Consider the following 20,392-nt stretch of genomic DNA (forward strand, 5'->3'; position numbering starts at 1 on the left):
CCCCCCCCCCCCCCCCCCCCCCCCCCGCGGCGGCGGGGCCCGCCCCCCCCCCCCCCCCCCCCCCCCCCCCCCCCCCACGACGAATGTCGGTCATGGCCCGTCGGATGGGCGGCTGGTGCGCCGCCAGACGGTGGTCACTCCGCCATGGGAGCGCGCCGGCGTTGCCCGGGTTCCGAGCGTTTCGACAACCCCGGAACGGTGTAGGCGTCGCATCAGTGGACCGTGCTCTTCACGTCGGTGGTAGGCCGACGAGCTCGGCCATCAGTGCGCTCTGGTGCTCGAAATAGGCGGCGCGGGCACTGATGGTGTCGTCGAGGCGGCCGAACACCTCGAAGCTGATCAGCCCGAACAGCTGGGTCCAGCCGGCGAAGACCCGGGCGAGCCGGGCTTCGCCGATATCCATCGGCTGTCCTTCGATCAGCCGGTCCAGATCGTCGCGGACCGGATCCGGCACGGTGACGGGGATCGGCGCGAGGCGGTCACCACCGTCGGCGACGATCTGGCTCAGCAGCAGCACGATCGCCGCCGCGGGGGCCACGGTGTTCGGTGGCGCGCTGTAGCCGGGAACGGGCGTGCCGTAGAGCAGTCCGTACTCGGCCGGGTGCGCCAGTGCCCACGCCCGCACCGCCTGCCACACCGCCTGCCAGCGTCCCCGGAGATCGGCGCGAGGCACCGCCGCTTCCGCGGTGGTCGCGGCGGCGGCGAGCGCCTCATATGCCTCGATGATCAGGGCCGTGAGCAGGGCATCGCGATTGGGGAAGTACCGGTACAGCGCGGACGCCACGATGTCGAGATCCCGGGCGACGGCCCGCATCGACAGGTCGGCGCCGTGGGTGGCCAGGTGCCGGCGGGCGACGGTCTTGATCTCCTCGGTCATCTCCTCGCGCACGCGGGCACGCAGTGATCTGGCGGTCATCGGCCCAGTCTGACACACATTCGAGAACGGGAGAGCGATACGAGAACACTGTTCTTGACGCTCGGTTCGGCGTGCGAGTACGGTGAACCGAAACGAGAACGGTGTTCTCAACGACTCGAAGTTGGTGCGCTCCCATGTCATTGCATGTCATCGTCGGTGCGGGTCCGGTCGGTACCGCCACCGCCCACTTGCTGGCCGAATCCGGTCAGCAGGTCCGCCTGCTCACCCGCCGCGGCGGCGGCCCTCGTCATCCGCTGATCGACCCGATCGCGGCGGACGCGAGCGATGCCGCCGTATTGACCCGGCACACCGCCGGCGCGGCGGTCCTGTACTCGTGCGCAGGCCCCGCCTATCACCGCTGGGCGCAGGACTGGCCGCCGCTCGGTGCGGCATTGCGGGCGGCCGCGCGGTCGACCGGCGCGGTCCTGGTCACCACGGGCAACCTCTACGGCTACGGCGCCGTCACCGCTCCGATGACCGAACAGACTCCGCTGCGGCCGAATTCGGTCAAGGGCCGGGTGCGGGCCCAACTCTGGCTCGACGCCCTCGCCGACCACGAGGCGGGTCGGCTGCGCACCGCCGAAGTGCGCGGCTCGGACTATCTCGGCGCCGGGGTGGCCTCGGCGTTCACCGCCATGGTGCTGCCGCGCGTACTCGCGGGTCGTCGCGCGATGATCGCCGGCGATCCGGACGCACCGCACAGCTGGACCTACGTCGGCGACGTCGCGCGCACGCTCCTGGCGGTCGCGGCCGACGAATCCGCGTGGGGCAGGCCGTGGCATGTGCCGACGCCGCCCCCGATGACGGTGCGCGCGCTGGCGGAGCGCGTCGCGGAATTCGCCGATGTCGCACCCGCACGGGTGAGTTCACTGCCTGGCGCCGCGCTGCGACTGGCCGGCTTGTTCGACCCGGCGGCGCGGGAACTGATCGAGGTGCGATATCAGATGGACCACCCCTTCGTCCTCGATTCCTCGGCGGCCACGGCCGCGTTCGGCATCGTCGCGACCTCCACCGATGACGCGGTGCGGGAGACCATCGCCGCCGCGTCGTGACGCCGGCGGCACGCCGGGAATCGGCGCAGCGATCAGGCGGCCCCCGCGCTCACGCCTAGGCACGGGTCGGGTCGGTTCGCTCGTGGGACATGGATTCGATTGCCGGCCCGACCTATTCCTGATCGCGTCGCTCGACCAACGATCCTTCCGCGTGACCGGCCGGTCCAGCGCGCCCGGAACCTCGGCGTCCCCACCGATCACGCGCCTCGATCTGGTTCCATAGGCGACGGACCGGTTCGACTGCATGCGGGTGCTGCGGCAATGTATTTACTGTGTCACCGGTCCCGGCGCGACGCGCTGGACTCGAATAGGGACGACGGGGTGGGGACAGGTGATTGTGCGCGACGGTAAGCGGATGCGGCCGTTCGGGATGCTGGGAACATGGGCGATCATCCTGGTCGCGGGGGCCGTGGTCATGATGTTCGTCAGCGCGGTCGCTGACTGGGTCCTGCTGGCGGACTTCGAGCGAAGCTGGCGGCAGCCCGGAGGGACACGCACGCAGTGGCAGTCCTACACCTGGGCCGGAATCATCTCGGCCGTCGTGCAATGCGGCGCGGGCGTCACCGTCATCACGTGGTTGTGGCGGGCGCGCCGCAATGCCGAGGCGCTCAGCCCCGCACCGCATCGGCTTTCCATCGGGTGGGTGATCGGCGGCTGGTTCTGTCCGGTGGTCAATCTCTGGTTTCCGCACACGATCATGTCCGATGTGTGGCGCGCGAGTGACCCACGTACACCGCCGGACACAGCGGATCCGCGCGGCCGTGGCGCCGGCGGGTGGGTGACCGCGTGGTGGTCGTCCTTGCTGCTCGGGTGGGTACTCGGGTTCGTCGCGCTGGTGCTGAGTCTCCCGGCGGCGCGGACGAAAACGACCGGTGACTACATCCTGTACGGGCACGCTCCGGTGGGCGGATTCGGGCTGATCGCAGTGGAATTGATCCGGGCGGGTGTGCTCGCGGTCGCGGCGTGCTGCCTGGGAGTGGTGATCGTCCAGGTGCAACGCAGGCAGCAGGCTCGGAGGGCTCGACAACCGGACGCCGGCGATGTCGTGATCCAGACGGTGCATCACGGAACCGGTAGCAGCGACCGAACCGAACTCGCCCGGGTCTTCGCGGCCGCACGAGCCGTGCACGGCGACTTCACGCCGACGGTTCTGGACGCGGACCAGGAGGCTCCGCAGCCGTGGACAGCGACGGAGGACGTCGCCGGCCCCTCGCTGCGCGAGCTGGTGACCGAACAGGGACCGCTGCCGCTCTCGGCCGTCGAGAACGTCGCCATCGGTGTCACGCGCGCCTTGGCCGCCATCCACGGCGCGGGTCTGACGCACGGTGCCCTCACCCCTCAATCGGTGATCGTCACCGGAACCGGACCCCGGGTGATCGATTTCAGTCCGCCCAGGTCACCTTCCGCGCCAACGGCGTTCACGTCGCCGGAACAACTCACCGGTGAACCGGGCGGACCCGCCTCCGATGTGTTCGCCATGGGCGCCGTGCTGTGCTACGCACTCACGGGGCGCCCTCCGTTCGGCGACGCCAACGCCGCGGTTCTCCTGCATCGCGTGACCACCCAGCCACCGAACCTCACCGGCATACCCGAAACCAGACTCCGCTTCGTCATCGCCGGCTGCCTCGCGGCGGATCCCGACGCCCGCCTCACGACCACCCAGATACTGCGCCGACTCGAAGCCGCGCCGATAATCGGTCAAGCACCGGCCCCGTCGGTCGAAGCGCCGCTCGAGGTTGCGGGTGTCCCACCGATCTCGCCCCGGCCGAGTGCGGGCCCCGCATCGCTGGGCCGCAGAACCGTGCTCACCAAGGGCGTCATCGGGCTCGGCGCCGGACTGCTCGGCACCGGTGCCCTCGTCGGCGGCGGATACGCCGCGGTGACCCTGTTGGCGGGCGACGACGAAACGCCCCCGGTCCAGCCCGAACCACAACCTGGCCAGATTCTGTGGCAGGCCGATATCCGTCCCCATACCAGTAGTGACGGATCGCCACCGATCGTCACCGACGGACATGTCTTCGTGTGCGGTCAGGACAAGCGGTTGCACGCGCTCGACGCGGCGACCGGTACAGTGCGCTGGAGCGTCGAGATCGGCGACAAGCTCGGCGGTGGCAATTCGCGGGTCCTCGTCGTCGCGGACGGCACCGTGGTCGTCAACGGTGACAGCTCATTGATCGGATTCGACGCGCGCACCGGTGCGCGGCGATGGGCGACCGCTGCCGCCGATGGCAGATACAGCCTGTGCGCTACGAACGACCCACCATATGTCTTTGCGGAGGGACCGCCACCCGGCTTCGATATCGTCGCACTCGATGCCCGCAGCGGTACCCCACGCTGGACGACCGCGATCGACAGTGGCGTCCGGGATCTCCTGCACTTCACCGCGGGCAATGGTGTTGTCGCAGCCGTCCAAGGCGATTCGCTCTTCGTCCTGGACGCCGTCAGCGGCGCCCTGCGATGGCGGGCCACCGTGGGTGACGCGAGCGAGTACGACCCACTCGAGCGGCCGTCCATCGCGGCCGACACCGTGGTGGTCTGCAAGCTCCGCGAGCCGAAGGTCCAAGTCTTCGACCTCGCCTCCGGCGCACCGCTGTGGACTCCGGGCACACGCGGCGAATTCCGCAGCAACCGTGGTCAATTCGCCGTCGCCGACGGGGATGCGATGGTCCTGGGCGGTGCACCGGAAAACTACGGTGGCGGCGGAGCGCCGAGTACTGCGCTGGAATCGTTCGACCGCAGGACCGGTCGCGGGCGATGGTCGAAAGTCAGTGGCGCCGGGCATTTGGGGGCACCGTGCGTTGCCGACGGAACCGTGTTCGCGGTGTGGAAATCGCAGGTGCACGCACTCGACTCGGCCACCGGCGTAATCCGGTGGCAGTGCAGAATCGGTACCGCGACAGACGAGTCCCAATGGGAACGCGACCCCGCCGCAGCCCGCAGTTCGGTCGCGGTCACAGACAAACGGGCCTATGTGTACGGCGGGCACGGTGTGTACGCGATTCGGGTATGACGCGACAGACAACCAGTTGGTAACAACTCGGGCGGCCGGTATCGAATGGGCTGTCGGCGGGTACCGAGCGACGGCGCCGGATCCTGGTCGCCGACGACTGACCTGGTGGTGGATCTGTTTCTCCGCACCGGCCGGTCGGCGTCACCGAGGTAGTGTCGGCGACAGACGGTGCGTACAGCGCGGCCCTGATCGACGAGTGGGAACGGAAGTGGGTGGATGCCGAAGATCGTGTTGTTCGGAGCCACGGGATATACGGGCCGTCTGATCGCCGAGGTCCTGGTCTCCGGCGGGTCCACGCCTGTGCTCGCCGCTCGGAACGCTACCGCGCTGGCGGAGCTGGCGGCCGGACTCGGCGGTGCGGAAACGGCGGTGGCCGATGTGACCGACCCGGACTCGGTGCGCGCGCTGCTGGGGCGGGGCGATGTGCTCGTGACGACGGTGGGCCCGTTCCTCCGGTACGGGAAACCTGCCCTGGCGGCGGCGCTCGCCGCCGGGGCGCACTATTTCGACTCCACCGGGGAGGGGCCGTTCATCCGGTCCGTCTTCGACCATGACGAGCAGGCCCGGCAGGCCGGTGTGGGTCTGCTCTCCGGGTTCGGGTTCGACTACGTCCCAGGCAATCTGGCGGCGGGTCTGGCGCTGGCAGAGGCACCGGAGGCGGTGCGCGTGGATGTCGGCTACTTCATCGCCGACCCCGGCACCAGCGGAGGTACCAGGGCGTCCATGGCGGGAATGCTGTTCGAGGAGGGGTTCGCCCTCCGCGACGGCCGGGTCGTCGGCGATCGGTCCGCCGCCCGAAGCCGTAGTTTCGACGTGGCGGGTCGGACCATGACCGGGGTCTCGATCCCGGGATCGGAGCATCTCGCGCTGATCCGCTCCTACCCTCGGCTGCGTGCCGCGGATGTCTATCTCGGCCTGCCCGGACCGGCGGCACGCGGGATGCAGGCCATCTCGCTGCTGACGAGCGCCATCTCTCGGGTGGCGCCGGCGAAACGGCTGGGCGAAGCGGCGCTGGGCCGCGTGGTGCAGGGTTCGACGGGCGGGCCGGGAGCCGCCGCTCGGGCACGTACTCGCACCTGGGCGGTGGCGGAGGTCTCCGATGCCGACGGGCGGGTCCTGGCATCGGTGACGCTCGCCGGCGGAGACCCCTACGATTTCACCGCCGCGATCCTGGCCTGGGGCGCGCGAACCGCGCTGTCGGGCGGCTTGCGTAGTACCGGTGCGCTCGGACCCGTCGAGGCATTCGGACTCGACCAGCTGGCCGCGGGGGCCGCCGAAGCCGGGACGCGGGCGGTGTAACCCCGGACGCCGAACCGGTTCGCGCCCAGTTCTTTCCATGGCGGCCGACATTCCGCGCCGGGCACCCCGGCCACCGGGCTCTGGTATCAGTCGAGGCCGGACACCGTGGGATCGGGTCCGCCCGCGGCGTCGGTGAACAGTTTCGCGGCGGCGTCCGCGGCCGCGCCGATCAGGCGTGGGTCGTCGTAGAAGTCGATCTGGCCCACCGAGTCCAGCCAGAGTTCGGACTTCTCGGTCGGGACGGCGGCATGGAAGGCGCGCGCCCACGACGGGACCAGCGCGTGCTCGGAGTGGATCAGCAGGAACGGCACCGTCAGGCGCCTGCCGGCTTCCTGGGCGTCGAATCCTGCTGTGTGCTCGTAGGATTCGACGGCGAAGGCATTGGTGTAGTTGGGGACCGCGCCGCGTGCCGTGCCGTAGTACTCGTAGGCTTCGGTCAGTGGCATCGCCACGTCACCGTTGTCCGCGGAGACCGCGGGGATGGTCGGTGTCTCGCCGGTGGATTCGCGCAGTTCGCGCGCTCGGCGGCCGCGCGCTATCACCTCCGGGTCGGCGCCGCTGCCGTCGGGATACACCCCGGCGACGCCGACGAACGCGCGCAAGCGGGGGTCGTCGGCGACGGCGCGGGCCATGTAGCCGCCGCCCGCGCACACGCCGAGAGCGACAACCGGTTTGCCGGTCAGGCGTGAGTCGGCGCGCAGCGCGGTGACGGCCGCGGAGATGTCGGCGGCTTTGCCCAGCGGATCCTCCACTTGGCGTGGCAGGCCCTCGCTTTCACCGAAGGTGCGGTGATCGAATGCCAGTGCGGCGAATCCGCGTTCGGCCAGCGCGGCCGCGTACACACCGGCGGCCTGTTCCTTGACCGAGGTCAGTGGGCCCGTGGTGACCACGACCGCGGTCGGTTCGCCAACCGGCAGCCACAGGGTGCCTACGAGTCGGTCGCCGTGGTGGGTGAACGGGAAGGGGACCGAAGTGACAGTCATGTCCGTTGCTCTCGGAACGGGTACCGGAGCGATCTCCAGTACGGTGAGTCCGACGATAGGCCCGATCCCGCTACCCCGATAGAAGGTACTTCGAGGTTCCCTTCGCGAGAGCGGGCCAGGCGAGAGGAGGCCCGATGGCGCCGGTCATCCCCGACGTCCTCGAGGAGGACTGCGATACCCGCCGTGCCCTCGAGCGACTGGCCGCCAAGTGGCGCATCCTGCTCGTCTACGCGCTGCTCGACGGTCCGCAGCGGCCCGCTCGGCTACGCGCCCGGCTGCCCGGCATCACCCAGAAGGTACTCACGGAAACGCTGCGCGGCATGGCGGCCGACGGCCTGGTCGAGCGCCATGTCTACAAGCGCACCGCGCCGCAGCACGTCGAATACGCGCTCACCGAACTCGGCAAGTCCCTCGAGACACCGCTGTCGGCGATCTGCGCGTGGGCCCTCGCCCACCCGACGACCCCTCGGCCGCACATCACCGGAAACAGTGGTGACGCCTGAGAGGAACCCCGGGGCTCAGACGAGCCCCGGGGACCAGTGGGCGACTGCCCGTCAGATGTCGCCGAAGGCCGCCGCGTAGCGGATGACGCCGCTGGGTACGGGTCCTCCGTCCAGGCTCAGCACCATCAGCGCCTCATCGGGAACCGGCATCTTCATGCCGACGCCGTGGGAACTGGCGCGGGTGAACCCGAAGCGCGGGTAATACTCCGGATGCCCGAGGACGGTGACGAATCGTTCACCCATCGCCTCGGCGGCGTGCAGGCCCGCGCGGATCGCGGCCGATCCGGCGCCGGTCTTCTGGTACCGGGGCAGGACCGCGCACGGGCCCAGACACAGTGCGGCCGTGTCGCCGATGTGCGCGCGGGTCAGCAGTGCGTATCCGGCGGGGACGCCGTCGGCGTCGAGGGCCAGGATCGACAGTCCCGCGATCCAGGCCGGGTCCCGGCGCAGCGCGTCGACGAGGTCGGCCTCCTCGGCCCTGTCGAAGGCGGCGACGGCGATCTCCCGGATCGTGGCGGCATCGGTGCTGTTCTCGGCGCGAGTGGTCCAGCCGTGACGAGTACTCATGATGGTCTTGTCTCCTGTCAGTTCTGGCGTTCGCGGAATCGGTAGGTCGCGCGGAGGTGCCGCGTGATCGCCTTCTCGGTCTTGCCGCGTTTACCGGCCTGGCGCGCGTCACCACGGGTGGCCGCCCACTGGCTCTCCCGCAGCAGCTTGCGGTATCGCTCGAGCCGGGCGAGGTCCAACTCGCCGGACACGACCGCGTCCTGCACCGCGCAGTCGGGTTCGCTGCGGTGTTCGCAATCGCGGAACGCGCAGTGCCGGGCGTAGGCCTCGATCTCGGCGAACACCTGCCCGACACCGTCCGCGACGTCTTGGACACCGATGCCGCGCAGGCCGGGGGTGTCGATGAGCACGCCACCGGCGGGCAGGGTGAGCAACTCGCGATGCACGGTGGTGTGCCTGCCCTTGCCGTCGACGGCACGAACGTCGTTGGTGCCCATGTGCTCTCGACCCAGCAAGGCGTTGGCCAGGCTCGATTTCCCGGCCCCGGACGGGCCGAGCAGTACCGCGGTGCCGGTGACGACCGCGGCCAGCCGATCCAGGCCGATCCCGGTCGCGGCGCTGGTGGTGAGGATCTCCACGCCGGGAGCCAGCCCGGTGACCACGGCCTCGCCCGCGCCGTGATGCTCGGCCAGGTCGGCCTTGGTCAACACGATGACCGGGCGGGCGCCGCTGTCGTAGGCCAGCGCCAGCAGACGTTCGACCCGGCCCGCGTTGACCGGCGCCGCCAGCGACACCACGATGACGACGGTGTCGACGTTGGCCGCGAGCACCTGTTGATGGGACGTGCGGTCCGCGGACGCGCGGGTGATCGCGGTCCGCCGCGGCAGCAACGCCACCACTCGCGGTCGTGGACCGGGTGACAGCGCGGCCCAGTCGCCGGTGCAGACGATGTGCTCGCGATCCGCGCCGGTCAGCGCTGTGCTGTCGGCGCGGACCGGCCCGGCGGCGGTGAGGGTGTCGCAGCGTCCGCGATCGACGCGCACGATGCGGGCCGGTATCAGCCCGGCGGCGGCGTGCTCAGCGAAGCGCGCCGCGAAATCGTCGTCCCACCCGAGCTCGGACAGCTCCAGCGAAGACGACGAAGAGGAAGAAGAAGTGTGAGATGAATGCACGGTGAGACCCTTGGAAGAGGGGCCCCGCTCGAACACGGAATCCACCAGAAGTCACACCGTGAGCGCACAGCTCAGGGTGACTACGGCAGTGGGTATCGGGGTTAGACCGGGGCCAGGGACGTGAGGATGGTCCGGGCGCTGCGCACGGCAGCGGTCTTCGCCGCAAACATCGACTCACCTCCCATTCTCTCGCACTCCAGGTCTTAACGGACAAGACAAGCTAACACGTGCGCGACCAGCATCGCCAGCGCATTGTGAACGCCCTCATACGGGCCGCGCGGCGATGGACGCGCGTCAGAGGGCGTTGACGCGGGCCAGCGCGTCGAAGGCCAGGTCGGCTGCCTGCCAGAGGGCGGTGACCTCCGCGCGCACGCCGGGGGCGAGGGCGGGGTCCTGCAGGGCGAGGCCATTGGTGAAGATGACGGTATTGGCGCCCAGGTCGGCGGCGATGAGCATCTGCTCGGTGGCGACGCCCGCGCCGAAGAGCTGGTCGAGGCCCTCGCCGACGAAGTAGAACCGCCACAGCGGGCCGAGGTCGGCGCCGTAGACGGCTTTGGTGCGGTCGATGATCACGTCACCGACGGCGGCGATGCTCGCGACGATCTTGAAGTAGTCCGGGGCGTTCTCGGGTCGACTCCGCACCGCCGCCACCGAATACGCCAGATCGACGGTGAGGTGGGCGTTGTAGCCCGCCATCGCGGTGCGGGCTCTGGACACGCCGCAGTCCTGGGCGAGGGCGAAATAGTGGGCCCAGTGCGGTTCGGTGACACCGCCGGTGAACTCCGCGTGCAGGTTGTCCAGGAACCGGCGCAGGAGCTCCGTGCTGATCGCGTGGGCGTACTCGCGGTTCGCGAACGCGGCGGGGTCGCGCTGCAGCGGCATGACGGCCGCGTATTCGACCCCGTCGAGGCCGATGGCGAACAGGCCGCGCAGGTCCCGGTGGGCGACGAGGATCTCGGTGATCCGATGGTGCCGGTCCACCGCGTTCTCGAGTCGCGCGAGATTGTCGTCGCCGGAGATCGTCGAGGTATCCGACAGCCGCACGATGTCGCCGATCTCGGCGGACGACAGTGTCGAACCACAGGCGGTGTCGCGAACACCGCCGGTGGCCGGTGCCGCGACAACCGCGGGCAGGCTCATGATCAGGGCCGCGGCGACAGCAGCTGTTCCGCTCGATACACGCACCCGCAAATTCCACCACCCGAAAGTGAGAACCGCCGCCTACGACACGGCGCGGAGCTGATCGTCGAACGGGCGATGGGTGCACTCGGCAGCGCTCCGCCTCGTCCGCAGGACGATGATGTGCGTATGCCTGACCTGCTCAGCCTGCGCCTCGGCGGCTACTTCGACTCCGGTATACGGCGCTGGCCAGGGTCGGAATTGATTCTCTCCACCAGCGGAGCCCTGTTCCTCATCGACGTCCGCTCTCCGACGCCCGCAGACATCGCGGACTTCAACACCGCGACAATGGAATTCGCCTGGCTCGACGCGCGTCACCACGGCGTCCTGTGTTACCGGTTCGGGGAAGGTTCGTGGCAGCTTTACGCCCAGCTGACTCGCATGAGCATCAAAAATTCGACAGGGCTTCGAGGCCTTGCAGCATCGCTACGACGTAGGCGGCGGCGCCGATACCGCACAACACGACGAAGCTCAGCGACAGGCAGAGTGCGGTGGACGACAACCACGAACGAAGCCCTGCTCGGCGACTGATCACGATGCCGGCGGATGACAGCGCGATGGCGATGGCGGCGGGTACCGCGAAGCTGCCGATCGTGACGGTCGGGGGTGGCAGCTCATTGCCGGGGCGGTTCACCATCCAGACCAGGTCGGCCACCGCGGCGGCCAGGAAGATCAGTGCCACACCGCCCGACCAATAGTCCGGCCGTGTTCGCGCTCGAAGTCCCGGAAGCCCACGCACGGCTTCATTCAAGCAGCGCCGGGCGCCCGCGACCAACGCTGTGCCCGCGAGGTTCGCTGCCGATCGACCCTGTGCCGACGATCGATTCTCTGCGCGCGATAGATGCGAAAAGCCGGTGGTGGAACCGGGTACGACTACCCGCCGAACAACAGATACAACCCGGTGAAGGTGAAGCCGACCATGGTCAGCATCAACGCCAGCTGGCCGGTCAGCCGGTGACGTGGTGGGAGCAGGAGCAGGCAGCGGTCGTGGGCGGCGGCGACGCCGAGGACGTGGCCGAGGAGGACGGCGAGGACCTTGCAGGTCGCGAGGACACTCGGATGGCTCGACAGCACGTAGGCCACGTCTCGGTCGGCCAGGCCCGCGAGGTTCCAGCCGCGGTCGAGCGGGTCCGCGAACAGCAGGACCGTCGCCTGCCCCTTCTCGACCAGGAACGTGAGGTAGTGGGCGATCAGATAGCCCGCCACGATCGGGGTGAGGCTGAGTGCCAGCCGCCGTGGCAGCAGTGCGCGGTCGGCGGGGGAGACGCCGCCGGCGGCCTTCGCGGCGACGGTGAACAGTCCGCCCACGACTCCGATGAAGACCAGCAGTCCCGCTGTGCGGACCACTGTCGCGTCGACGACCGGAGCGAGACCGTCGACGAGTTCACGCCATCGGGGAAAGGACGAGAAGCTGTCGAAGGCCGTGGATCCGAGCAACGTCGCCGCGACCGCTACGGATCCGGCCAGGCCGGGCGTGCCCGCGAGATTGTTCAGCGGCATCCGCAGTACCGGCCGTCCCGCGCGGTCCCGGCCGTAGGGACTCAGGTGCGCCAGCAGCGTGCTGTACACCTCGAGTGGATCGGCCCGCTCCGCCCAGACGGTGCCGAACAACGCGAGCCCGATCGAGGTCACCACCAGATAGCCGATCAGCCACGTCAGCACCGAACCCACCGATCCTGGTGCGCGCCAGGCCAATTCCAGCCATACGAAGGAGAACAGGCCGACCGCCGCTGGGTGATGGCCCCAGGCCTCGCGGTAGCGCAGAAATCCGTGCGTCGGCGCGCGCCCCAGCAGGCGACAGGCGAGTCGATGGATCGCTCTGACGGGGGAGACGACCTTCCAAACCGGTCCGATCAGCAACGACGCCATCATCACCCCGACCCAGACGCCGATATACAGCACCCCCGGCACCGGATTCAGAGCCGGATCCGGCGAACCGAACACCCCGATGACGATCACGCAGGCGGCGACCACCACGGCGGCCGTGGAAACGCAGATCCGCGTCGCGCGAGCGTCGATCAGCCGGGCTACCGGGGTGGGCAGCGGGAATCCCGGCGACTCGGGGTCCAGTCGCGGCTGACGCCAGGCGAGGAACAGCACCGCGAAGGAGAACGTCAGCGCCCACGCCGCGCCGACCAGCGCGTAGGTGAGCGGGATGGGCAGGTCCTCGGCGCCGCCGAGACCGTGGGCGAGGGGATTCACTGCCGGATCAGCAGGGTCGTCACCGTTCGCCCGAGGTGATGGAGTTCGATCGCCACCTGGCCGGGCACCGCGACGGTGAACCCGAACTCCTGGCCTGGGACCGCGGTCACCGGAAAGGTGTGTGGGGGAGCGGAGTGGACATGCAGTTCGTCGGCGGCGTCGCTGTCGACTCGCACCACGATGGGTTGCCCGACTCGGGCGTCGGTGCGCGTATTGGCCGGGGACACTTCGCCGTTCGCGATTCTGATGTCGATGGTCAAGGGTGCTGCCCCAGCTTCGATGGTCGTCTCCCCCGACGAGCAGCTCACCAGCAGTGCGCTCGCGGCGACCATGACCAGGCCCAGCCCGCGTCGGCAGATGGTCACGGATTCTCCTCGGTGGGGTCGGCCTGCGCGGATCCCGTCGGCGCGGAGTCCTTTTCGCGTTTCTCGGCGCGCCGGTCGCGCATCGCGATGAACAACACCAGCCCGGCCAGCGCGAGAGCGGGCAGAAACGCCGGAATGGCCAGCAGGACGGAGTGGTCGGCGAGAAGGTCGACGTTCCCCTGGCGAATCACGGTTCGACCGTCGCCTCGGGTTCCGGGGTGCTGCCCGCCGCCAGATAGCGGTCGTTGACGCGGGCGGCACCCCACGCCATCGCCGCGATGAGGGCCAGGCTGCACGCCAGCACCACCAGGCCGGCGAGCGCGATCAGCCAGGACGGATGGTCGAAGGACCGCTCGCGCTGCAGGACGGTGATCTCCTCGACGAACGGTCGCGTGAAGTCCGCCGGAGCGGATACCTCCGCGGCGCCGATGCCGGGGTCGAGCGGCATGAAGATCGGGAGCGCGGACTGCATGCGCCCGTCCTGCAGGCGAAGCACTGTCTTCCAGGTGCCGTGCACGGGCACCGCTCGGGTGGACACGAAGTGGCCGTCGCCGACGCGACGTAATTCGTCCACGACGAGACCGTGGCCGGGACTGTCGTCGCCGGTGCCGCCCTGCCAGGACAGGATCTCCACCCATTCCGGATCATCGCCGACCAGATCCGCGGGGGACAGGCGGATATCGGCGGTGACCATCCGCCCGCCCGACGCGGGCTCGGCATCGGTGAGCACCACTGTCGCCGACGCGTTCTCCGGCACCCGGATGACCAATCCGTTCGTGGTCGCCGCGGCCGCGACCACCACCGCGGCGACCACCAGCCCACGCCGTAGCGCGGGGGCAGGCAGTGCCTCACCGCGCAGGACGACGCCGAGCATCGCGCCGATCACGCCGCCCGCCACCCCGACCGGCACCGCCATCGCGAGCAGTTCGGGCCACATCCCGGCGACCCAGGAGTTGACGAACACGCGCCCGACCCACAGCGATTCCAGCCAGATGCCCACCGTGGCCACGCCGAGCCCGGCGAGCGCGCCCCACCACAGCGGTCGGCGCGGCAACGGCACGAGGGCCAGCAGTTCGACCACGATCGCGGCACCGAGGTAGAGCGGGAACACATTGCGCGGCGCCTCGAAGCCGGTGCCGACGAGGACCGCGACGATGGAGCGCACGCCGAAGGCGAAGGCCACGAGCAGCAGCGTGCTGAGTGGTCCGAGCGTGATCCGCGCGGAGATCAGGGCGATCGTCGCGGCGAAGACGATCAACATCGGTTGCAGCACCAGCCGGAACTGCTGCACGCCGAAATCGAACTCGACCCCGAACACCGACAGCCCGATCACCAGGCCGCCGAAGGCGAAGGCCTGAACCGCCCACAGCACCCGGCCGTCGGCGCGCTCGGGATCGGGCCGGTTGTATCTGCCTTCGAGTTCGAGCAGCAGTACCCCGATCAGCGACAGACCCGCGCCACCGATGAGCATCAGGTGGGTGGGTCCCCAGAGCGTGACGTCCTGGCCGAAGAGCCGATGCCAGATGTCGTCGAGAGGGAATCCGATCAGCGCGTACAGGCCGGCGCCGGCGATCAAGATGCCGCCCACAGGCGCGTACCAGTCGCGGGTGATCTTCACCGCGGCCCGGCCCGGCTTCTCGTCGAGCGGCAGGATGACGGCCAGCATGCCCGCCATGAAGAGGAAGAAAAGGCCGACCAGGATGAAGTAGTGCGCCGGGTTGGCCAGCGGTCCGGCGTCGCGGCCCTTGCCGACGTGCAGGCTCACGTCCCAGATGAAGCCGAGGAACGCGGTCAAGATGGTCGCGAGAAACATCGCGATCGGGAGCGCCACCCAGCCGGGACGGTTCATGACGCGGCCGCTGAAGTCGGCCAGTCGTTGCAGCCAGGTGATGCGTCGGGTGCGGTGCAGGTAGGCCACCCACAGCAGCACCGCGCCGACCACCGCGGCCGCACCGGTCATGAGCGCGACCTGATCGAGGGCGGCGCCGCCGCCTTCGGTGCCCTGGGCGACCGGAATCGTCGCCGGAGCGGATATCGCTGTGGTCATGGCAGCCTCCGAGGTGTCGAAGTGCCCGGTCGACGGGGTTGAACAGCAGTATCCCCCGAATTCGGCGTGGAGCCGAGACCCCGCCCGCGACGCGCCCATTAGTTGCATAGTACAAATAAGTGTTTTATGGTTGGTTAGCGCAAGCAACTATTCTCGTGCTGGGAGTCGACATGGCAGTGTCACCCGAGACGGCCCAAGGCCTGATCAGGGAGCTCTATTACGTGGGCCGGGCGATCCGCGCCGCGCTCTCGCATCCGGAAGAAGGGGATCTGCTTCCCGGCGGTGTGGGTGTGCTGGGTTCACTCGAGGCCAGGGGACCGTCCCGGCAGGTGGACCTGGCCGCGGACCTGTGCATCAGTCAATCGACCCTGAGCAGGCATGTCGCGGAGTTGGTGAACTCGGGCAACATCGCCCGCCACGCCGATCCCCTCGACGGCCGGGCCACGCTCATCCAGATCACCGATCAGGGACGCGATCTGCTAGTGCGCGTCCGGGAGTCGCGAGCACGAGGACTGCGCGCCGCGCTGGCCGAGTGGACCGAAGCCGAAGCCGAGCAGGCCACGGCGGTCGTGCGGAAACTCAGGAATTCACTGGCGGGCGCTTCGCACCACACCGCGGTGGGCGAGCGCCGACCGGTTTCGACAGAAAGTCAGGAAGTGGATGTCTAGTTCAGTCGGGACGGAGACTCGGCGTGCCCCGGCAGCGATGACGCATCGTCAGGTCCTGGAGGCGATGACGGGGCTGCTGGCGGCGCTGTTCACGGCGCTGCTCAGCACCACCATCGTGTCGACCGCGCTGCCCACGATCATCGGGGACCTCGAGGGATCGCAGACCGCGTACGCCTGGGTCATCACCACGGCGCTGCTCGCCAATGCCGCGTCCACCCCGATCTGGGGCAAGTTCGCCGATCTGTTCAACAAGAAGTTGCTGGTCCAGTCGTCCATCGTCATCTTCGTCGTCGGTTCGGTGATCGCGGGCTTCGCGACGAACGTGCCGATCCTGCTGGCGGCCCGAGTCGTCCAGGGCATCGGAATGGGCGGATTGACCGCGCTCGTCGTCGCGATCATCGGTTCCATCGTCTCGCCGCGAGAGCGCGGACGCTATTCCGGCTACATGGGCGCTGTGATGGCGGTGTCGATGTCGGGCGGCCCGATCCTCGGTGGCGTCATCGTCGACAGCCCGCTCGGCTGGCGCTGGTGCTTCTTCGTCTGCGTGCCACTGGCGGTCATCGCCCTTGTGCTGCTCCAGCGGACCCTGCGGCTGCCCACCGAACGCAAGGACGGGGTGTCGATCGACTGGTTCGGCGCCGCGCTGCTCACCGCGGGTGTGTCGGTGTTGCTCGTCTGGGTGTCGTTCGCGGGGAAGGCGGACTACTACGACTGGTTCTCCCGCGAATCCGCCTGGTACGTCGGCTCGGGCGTGCTGCTGCTGCTCGCCACCGTCGTGGTCGAGTCGCGCGCCAAGTCGCCGATCATCCCGCTCTCGATCGTCACCGAGCGCACCACCGGCCTCGCGATCATCGCCTCGATCGCGGTCGGCGTCGGCATGTTCGGGTCGACCACCTTCCTGGGGCAGTACTTCCAGACCGCGCGCGGCTACTCGCCGACGATGGCGGGCGTGCTGACCATTCCGCTGGTCCTGGGCATGCTCGTCGCGTCGACGGGGTCGGGACAGTTGATCACCCGGTTCGGGAAGTGGAAGTCCTTCGTCGTCACCGGCGCCGCACTGCTGGTGGTCGGGTTCGGGCTGCTCTCGACGATCGATCACGCCACCGATCTGTGGCTTGTCGGCATCTACATCGCCGTGGTCGGGCTCGGCGTCGGCATGATGATGCAGAACCTGGTGCTGGCCGTCCAGAACACGGTGAGCGTGCACAATATCGGCGCGGCGTCGAGCAGTGTCGCGTTCTTCCGCACGTTCGGCGGCGCGATCGGCGTCTCGGTGCTCGGCTCGGTGCTGGCCACCCGGGTGACCGAACTGTCGGCGGAAGGTTTCGCCGCACTCGGCGTGACGACCGGATCCGCCGGCGGCAGCAACCTGAATCTGCATGCCCTGCCCGCCCCGATCGTCACGGTCCTGCGCGCCGCCTACGGTGACGCGACCGGGCGCATCTTCCTCATCGCCGCCGGTGCGGCGGTCGTCGCGCTACTGGCGACCACGCTGCTGCCGAACCGTCCACTGCGCACCACGATCGATATCGATCCGAAGCTCGACCCGACCACGAAAGAGTCGGTGTCGCAGGGCGATTCGTCCGATGCGCTGGATGCCGAGCTGGCCGCGCTCGCGGCGTCGAGCCGGAACGGAGAACAGGTCTGGGAAGGCGCCGAGCGAGTGCTGGCCGAAGCGGAACCGGTGCCTGCCGGCGTGGCCGGTCGGCATGCGACGGTCGAACAGAACGGTCACCGGGTGGTTCCGGGTGGCTTGTCGCCGCGCGGCGCGGCGTCGACCGATGAGTTGTCCGAGACCGCGAGCGGCGGGAGGGTGGACGGTCACGTCCGCCGCGAGGACGGTCAGGTGCTGCCGGACGCGGTGCTGACTCTGATCGATCACGGCGGCCGGCAGGTCGCGCGGGCGAGTAGTGCGGCCGATGGTGCTTACGCGATCACCGCGCCGGGGTCGGGTGGCCATGTGTTGATCGTGTCGGCGATGGGATATCAGCCGACCGCGGTCAATGTGTCGGTCGGCACGCGGCCGCAGCGGGTGGACCTGACCCTGGCGGGCTCGGGTGAACTGTCGGGTGTCGTCCGAACCGCAGGCCGCGGTTCGCCGTTGCCGGGCGCGACCATCACCCTGACCGACTCGCGCGGCGAGGTGGTCGGCGCCGCCGTCGCGGGCACCGATGGCACGTACCGGTGCGAGGGAGTCGTGTCGGGTGTCTACACCCTGGTCGCGGCCGCTGAGCACATGCGCCCGAGCGCGATCACGGTGACGGTGCCCGACAGCGGCGTACTCCGCCGGGACATCGAGTTGTCCGCGATGACCGTGCTCACCGGATCCGCGCGCGCCGAGGACGGCAGGGCTGTGCCCGACGCGCTGGTCAGCGTGCTCGACGCCGAGGGTGCGGTGACCGCGACCGTGCGCACCGACGAGAACGGCCGCTATGTCGTGCCCGATCTGCTCGAAGGGCAGTACACGGTGATCACCCGTGGCTACCCGCCGGTGACGGATCAGGTGACCGTGGCCGGCAGCGAGGTCGCCCACGACGTGCGCCTTGCCCACGAATCCGAGGACCGCTGATGAGTGGGCTGACCGGCCGTGTCCGCACCGCGGAGGGCTGGCCGGTACCGAACGCGGTGCTGACCGTGACGGACATGTCGGGCCGTCAGATAGCCCGCGCGGTGGCCGACGAGACCGGGGTGGTGCGAACCGAACCACTGGCCGCCGGGGCCCACACGGCCGTGCTCACCGCGGTCGGGTTCGAGCCGGTGGCGCGGATCGCGCAGATCTCCGCGACCGGGTCGGGGGCGGTCGGTGAGGTGGTGCTGGCACCCGCGGCCGGGACTGTCACCTCGCCCCCGCCGGGACCGTGGACGATCGATCCGGCGCATTCGACGGTGATCGCCACCGCGCGGCACCTGGGCATCGCGAGTATCAAGGCCCGCTTCGCGGAGGTGAGCGGGCGGCTCGACATCGCCGAGCCGTTCGAGCGGTCCACGGGCCACGCGCAGATCCGGGCCGCGGGTATCGATACCGGAATCGCGATGCGTGACGATCACCTGCGCTCACCGGAATTCCTCGATGTGGACAGCTATCCGACCATCACGTTCGCCGGTCTGGGGTTCCATCGCACCGGTGCCGACACCTGGGTGATGCGGGGCGAGCTGACCCTGCACGGACAGCGTCGCCCGATCGAACTCGCGGTGACCTACGGTGGCTGCGGGCCGGATCCGTGGGGTGGCGTGCGCGCGGCCTTCCACGCCGAAACACTGTTGCACCGCAACGATTTCGCGATCGATTACAGCGCGGTCGTGCGCGCGGGCGTGGCCGCCGTCGGCACCACGGTCAAGATCGAACTCGACATCGAGGTCGTCCAGGGCGAGTGACTACCTGCTGCGTTGGCGCAGCGTTCGCGCGCCAGCTCCGCCCCGTAGTGCGCGGTAGTACTCGAGGGCTCGGCGTAGTGCTCCCGGCCTGCTGAGCTGCGTCGTGTGGCGTTATGCGCAGGGTGCGCCGAAGGGTGTTCAGCCGTGGTCGCTCGTCACAGACTGGGTGCCGTTGGGGATACGGCACCTACGTGAGGGAGACCTGTCATGACGATCGAAACCCGGAGCACACTCAACGCTGTCGACATCGAGGCGGTGGGCGGCCTGGTCGAGGCGATCCGGCAGGATCCCGGCAAGGCGCGGACCACCTGGGCCGCGCACGTGACGTGGAACGGCGCGTTCTCCTCGGCGGCGCGGGTACGGTCCTTCGCCGCGATCGCTTCCGACGAGCCGCGCACCCTCGGTGGTGGCGACACCGCGCCCAACCCCGTCGAGCAGCTGCTGGGTGCGCTGGGCAATTGCCTGGCGGTGGGTTACGCGGCCAATGCCACGCTGGCGGGGATCGAGCTCAGGGACCTTCGCATCGATCTGAAAGGCGACCTCGACCTGCACGTCTTCCTCGGCCTGGCGGAGGGGCACGCCGGTTTCGAGTCCATCGAGGCGACGGTGCGGGTGGACGCGGACGCCACCCCGGAGCAGCTCGCCGAGCTGCATGACCGAGTGTCCGCCAGCTCGCCTGTCGGGCACACGCTGCGCAACGCGGTGCCGCTGGAGATCGTCGCGGGGTAGCGCTGTCTCAGCGCCGGCCGCGCGATCCCGCGCGATGTCCGAAGAAGCTCGCGAGCCGGGACTTCCGGCCGTCGGTGCGTGCCCGCAGGGCCGCGTCGGCGAGGTCGGCGAGGTCGTCGGCGAACGCCAGGGCCTCCGCGGTCACGTCGCGACGGAGCCCGTCGGCGAGGCGGCCGATGCCTCGCCCGCGGACACCGGCGACGGCACGGGCCTCCTGGGCGAATTCGGTGACCGTGAGCAGGTCCTCCCGCAGCTGCTCACGCCACGCGCTGAACGAATCCGTGTGACGGGACCTCATCGTCCGTCCTGCCTCTCGTTCGAGTGAACACTTGTACACCGACATGGAAATGGTATCCCGTAGCCCCGGTACCGGCAACAGGCGCTT

General features: G+C 69.5%; 19 protein-coding genes. 8 read left to right on the forward strand and 11 right to left on the reverse strand.

The window, feature by feature from the left end; all coding sequences use genetic code 11:
- Positions 1-229: 229 nt before the first annotated feature.
- Positions 230-916: a TetR/AcrR family transcriptional regulator gene (locus QH270_RS24310; protein WP_280346403.1), complete on the reverse strand. Its 687-nt coding sequence runs from the start codon at positions 914-916 to the stop codon at positions 230-232.
- Positions 917-1,050: 134 nt separating this feature from the next.
- Here QH270_RS24310 and QH270_RS24315 point away from each other — a divergent pair, with 134 nt between their 5' ends.
- The 3 genes from QH270_RS24315 (at position 1,051) to QH270_RS24325 (ending at position 6,277) form a co-directional block, all read left to right on the forward strand.
- Positions 1,051-1,968 (forward strand): NAD-dependent epimerase/dehydratase family protein, encoded by a 918-nt coding sequence (locus tag QH270_RS24315; RefSeq protein WP_280346404.1) that lies wholly within the window; start codon positions 1,051-1,053, stop codon positions 1,966-1,968.
- 331 nt (positions 1,969-2,299) lie between these two features.
- A complete protein-coding gene (locus QH270_RS24320) occupies positions 2,300-4,978 on the forward strand; it encodes a PQQ-binding-like beta-propeller repeat protein (protein ID WP_280346405.1) in 2,679 nt (892 codons plus the stop codon).
- Positions 4,979-5,194: 216 nt separating this feature from the next.
- Positions 5,195-6,277: a saccharopine dehydrogenase family protein gene (locus QH270_RS24325; RefSeq protein WP_280346406.1), complete on the forward strand. Its 1,083-nt coding sequence runs from the start codon at positions 5,195-5,197 to the stop codon at positions 6,275-6,277.
- A gap of 86 nt (positions 6,278-6,363) precedes the next feature.
- On the opposite strand, the gene QH270_RS24330 is transcribed toward QH270_RS24325, so the two are convergent.
- Positions 6,364-7,260 carry an alpha/beta hydrolase gene (locus QH270_RS24330; protein ID WP_280346407.1) on the reverse strand — a complete coding sequence of 299 codons (897 nt, stop codon included), beginning with the start codon at positions 7,258-7,260 and terminating at the stop codon, positions 6,364-6,366.
- Between the two features lie 134 nt (positions 7,261-7,394).
- Here QH270_RS24330 and QH270_RS24335 point away from each other — a divergent pair, with 134 nt between their 5' ends.
- Entirely contained in the window at positions 7,395-7,763 is a 369-nt protein-coding gene (locus QH270_RS24335; RefSeq protein WP_280346408.1) for a winged helix-turn-helix transcriptional regulator, read from the forward strand.
- A gap of 51 nt (positions 7,764-7,814) precedes the next feature.
- Here QH270_RS24335 and QH270_RS24340 read toward each other — a convergent pair whose 3' ends face one another.
- The 8 genes from QH270_RS24340 to QH270_RS24375 form a co-directional block, all read right to left on the reverse strand.
- Positions 7,815-8,330: a GNAT family N-acetyltransferase gene (locus tag QH270_RS24340; RefSeq protein WP_280346409.1), complete on the reverse strand. Its 516-nt coding sequence runs from the start codon at positions 8,328-8,330 to the stop codon at positions 7,815-7,817.
- Between the two features lie 17 nt (positions 8,331-8,347).
- Positions 8,348-9,442: a ribosome small subunit-dependent GTPase A gene (gene rsgA / locus QH270_RS24345; RefSeq protein WP_280346410.1), complete on the reverse strand. Its 1,095-nt coding sequence runs from the start codon at positions 9,440-9,442 to the stop codon at positions 8,348-8,350.
- A gap of 294 nt (positions 9,443-9,736) precedes the next feature.
- The gene (locus QH270_RS24350; RefSeq protein ID WP_280346411.1) at positions 9,737-10,627 is read right to left on the reverse strand and encodes a DUF5995 family protein; all 891 of its coding nucleotides are present in this window, start codon (positions 10,625-10,627) and stop codon (positions 9,737-9,739) included.
- 382 nt (positions 10,628-11,009) lie between these two features.
- Positions 11,010-11,303, reverse strand: a complete 294-nt coding sequence (locus tag QH270_RS24355; RefSeq protein WP_280346412.1) for a hypothetical protein — start codon at positions 11,301-11,303, stop codon at positions 11,010-11,012.
- 191 nt (positions 11,304-11,494) lie between these two features.
- Positions 11,495-12,823 carry a hypothetical protein gene (locus tag QH270_RS24360; RefSeq protein WP_280346413.1) on the reverse strand — a complete coding sequence of 443 codons (1,329 nt, stop codon included), beginning with the start codon at positions 12,821-12,823 and terminating at the stop codon, positions 11,495-11,497.
- Positions 12,820-13,188: a hypothetical protein gene (locus tag QH270_RS24365; protein ID WP_432420420.1), complete on the reverse strand. Its 369-nt coding sequence runs from the start codon at positions 13,186-13,188 to the stop codon at positions 12,820-12,822. Before QH270_RS24365 ends, QH270_RS24360 begins: the two co-directional genes overlap by 4 nt.
- A complete protein-coding gene (locus tag QH270_RS24370; RefSeq protein WP_432420421.1) occupies positions 13,185-13,379 on the reverse strand; it encodes a hypothetical protein in 195 nt (64 codons plus the stop codon). The genes QH270_RS24365 and QH270_RS24370 overlap by 4 nt, the downstream gene beginning before the upstream one ends.
- Positions 13,376-15,235 carry a hypothetical protein gene (locus tag QH270_RS24375; protein ID WP_280346414.1) on the reverse strand — a complete coding sequence of 620 codons (1,860 nt, stop codon included), beginning with the start codon at positions 15,233-15,235 and terminating at the stop codon, positions 13,376-13,378. Before QH270_RS24375 ends, QH270_RS24370 begins: the two co-directional genes overlap by 4 nt.
- 170 nt (positions 15,236-15,405) lie before the next feature.
- On the opposite strand from QH270_RS24375, the gene QH270_RS24380 reads away from it, so the two are divergent.
- From QH270_RS24380 to QH270_RS24400, 4 genes are all read left to right on the forward strand, one after another.
- Positions 15,406-15,903 carry a MarR family winged helix-turn-helix transcriptional regulator gene (locus QH270_RS24380; RefSeq protein WP_280346415.1) on the forward strand — a complete coding sequence of 166 codons (498 nt, stop codon included), beginning with the start codon at positions 15,406-15,408 and terminating at the stop codon, positions 15,901-15,903.
- 37 nt (positions 15,904-15,940) lie between these two features.
- Positions 15,941-18,472, forward strand: coding sequence for an MFS transporter (locus QH270_RS34720; RefSeq protein ID WP_432420422.1), 2,532 nt, complete (start codon positions 15,941-15,943; stop codon positions 18,470-18,472).
- Positions 18,472-19,278, forward strand: coding sequence for a YceI family protein (locus QH270_RS24395; RefSeq protein ID WP_280346416.1), 807 nt, complete (start codon positions 18,472-18,474; stop codon positions 19,276-19,278). The genes QH270_RS34720 and QH270_RS24395 overlap by 1 nt, the downstream gene beginning before the upstream one ends.
- Positions 19,279-19,485: 207 nt before the next feature.
- Complete coding sequence (locus QH270_RS24400) at positions 19,486-20,007, forward strand: OsmC family protein (RefSeq protein WP_280346417.1); 522 nt, start codon at positions 19,486-19,488, stop codon at positions 20,005-20,007.
- Positions 20,008-20,014: 7 nt separating this feature from the next.
- Here the strand turns inward: QH270_RS24400 and QH270_RS24405 are convergent, their stop codons facing one another.
- Entirely contained in the window at positions 20,015-20,305 is a 291-nt protein-coding gene (locus QH270_RS24405; protein ID WP_280346418.1) for a hypothetical protein, read from the reverse strand.
- Between the last annotated feature and the right edge of the window lie 87 nt (positions 20,306-20,392).

Origin of the sequence: Nocardia neocaledoniensis (assembly GCF_029868625.1) — a bacterium.
In the GTDB taxonomy this organism is placed as follows: domain Bacteria; phylum Actinomycetota; class Actinomycetes; order Mycobacteriales; family Mycobacteriaceae; genus Nocardia; species Nocardia neocaledoniensis_A.

Excerpts from the sequence above, each read along its gene's own strand:
- QH270_RS24310 (WP_280346403.1), bottom strand. The coding sequence starts at position 916 with ATGACCGCCAGATCACTGCGTGCCCGCGTGCGCGAGGAGATGACCGAG.
- QH270_RS24315 (WP_280346404.1), top strand. The coding sequence starts at position 1,051 with ATGTCATTGCATGTCATCGTCGGTGCGGGTCCGGTCGGTACCGCCACC.
- QH270_RS24325 (WP_280346406.1), top strand. The coding sequence starts at position 5,195 with ATGCCGAAGATCGTGTTGTTCGGAGCCACGGGATATACGGGCCGTCTG.
- QH270_RS24330 (WP_280346407.1), bottom strand. The coding sequence starts at position 7,260 with ATGACTGTCACTTCGGTCCCCTTCCCGTTCACCCACCACGGCGACCGA.
- QH270_RS24335 (WP_280346408.1), top strand. The coding sequence starts at position 7,395 with ATGGCGCCGGTCATCCCCGACGTCCTCGAGGAGGACTGCGATACCCGC.
- QH270_RS24340 (WP_280346409.1), bottom strand. The coding sequence starts at position 8,330 with ATGAGTACTCGTCACGGCTGGACCACTCGCGCCGAGAACAGCACCGAT.
- QH270_RS24375 (WP_280346414.1), bottom strand. The coding sequence starts at position 15,235 with ATGACCACAGCGATATCCGCTCCGGCGACGATTCCGGTCGCCCAGGGC.
- QH270_RS24380 (WP_280346415.1), top strand. The coding sequence starts at position 15,406 with ATGGCAGTGTCACCCGAGACGGCCCAAGGCCTGATCAGGGAGCTCTAT.
- QH270_RS34720 (WP_432420422.1), top strand. The coding sequence starts at position 15,941 with ATGACGCATCGTCAGGTCCTGGAGGCGATGACGGGGCTGCTGGCGGCG.
- QH270_RS24395 (WP_280346416.1), top strand. The coding sequence starts at position 18,472 with ATGAGTGGGCTGACCGGCCGTGTCCGCACCGCGGAGGGCTGGCCGGTA.
- QH270_RS24400 (WP_280346417.1), top strand. The coding sequence starts at position 19,486 with ATGACGATCGAAACCCGGAGCACACTCAACGCTGTCGACATCGAGGCG.
- QH270_RS24405 (WP_280346418.1), bottom strand. The coding sequence starts at position 20,305 with ATGAGGTCCCGTCACACGGATTCGTTCAGCGCGTGGCGTGAGCAGCTG.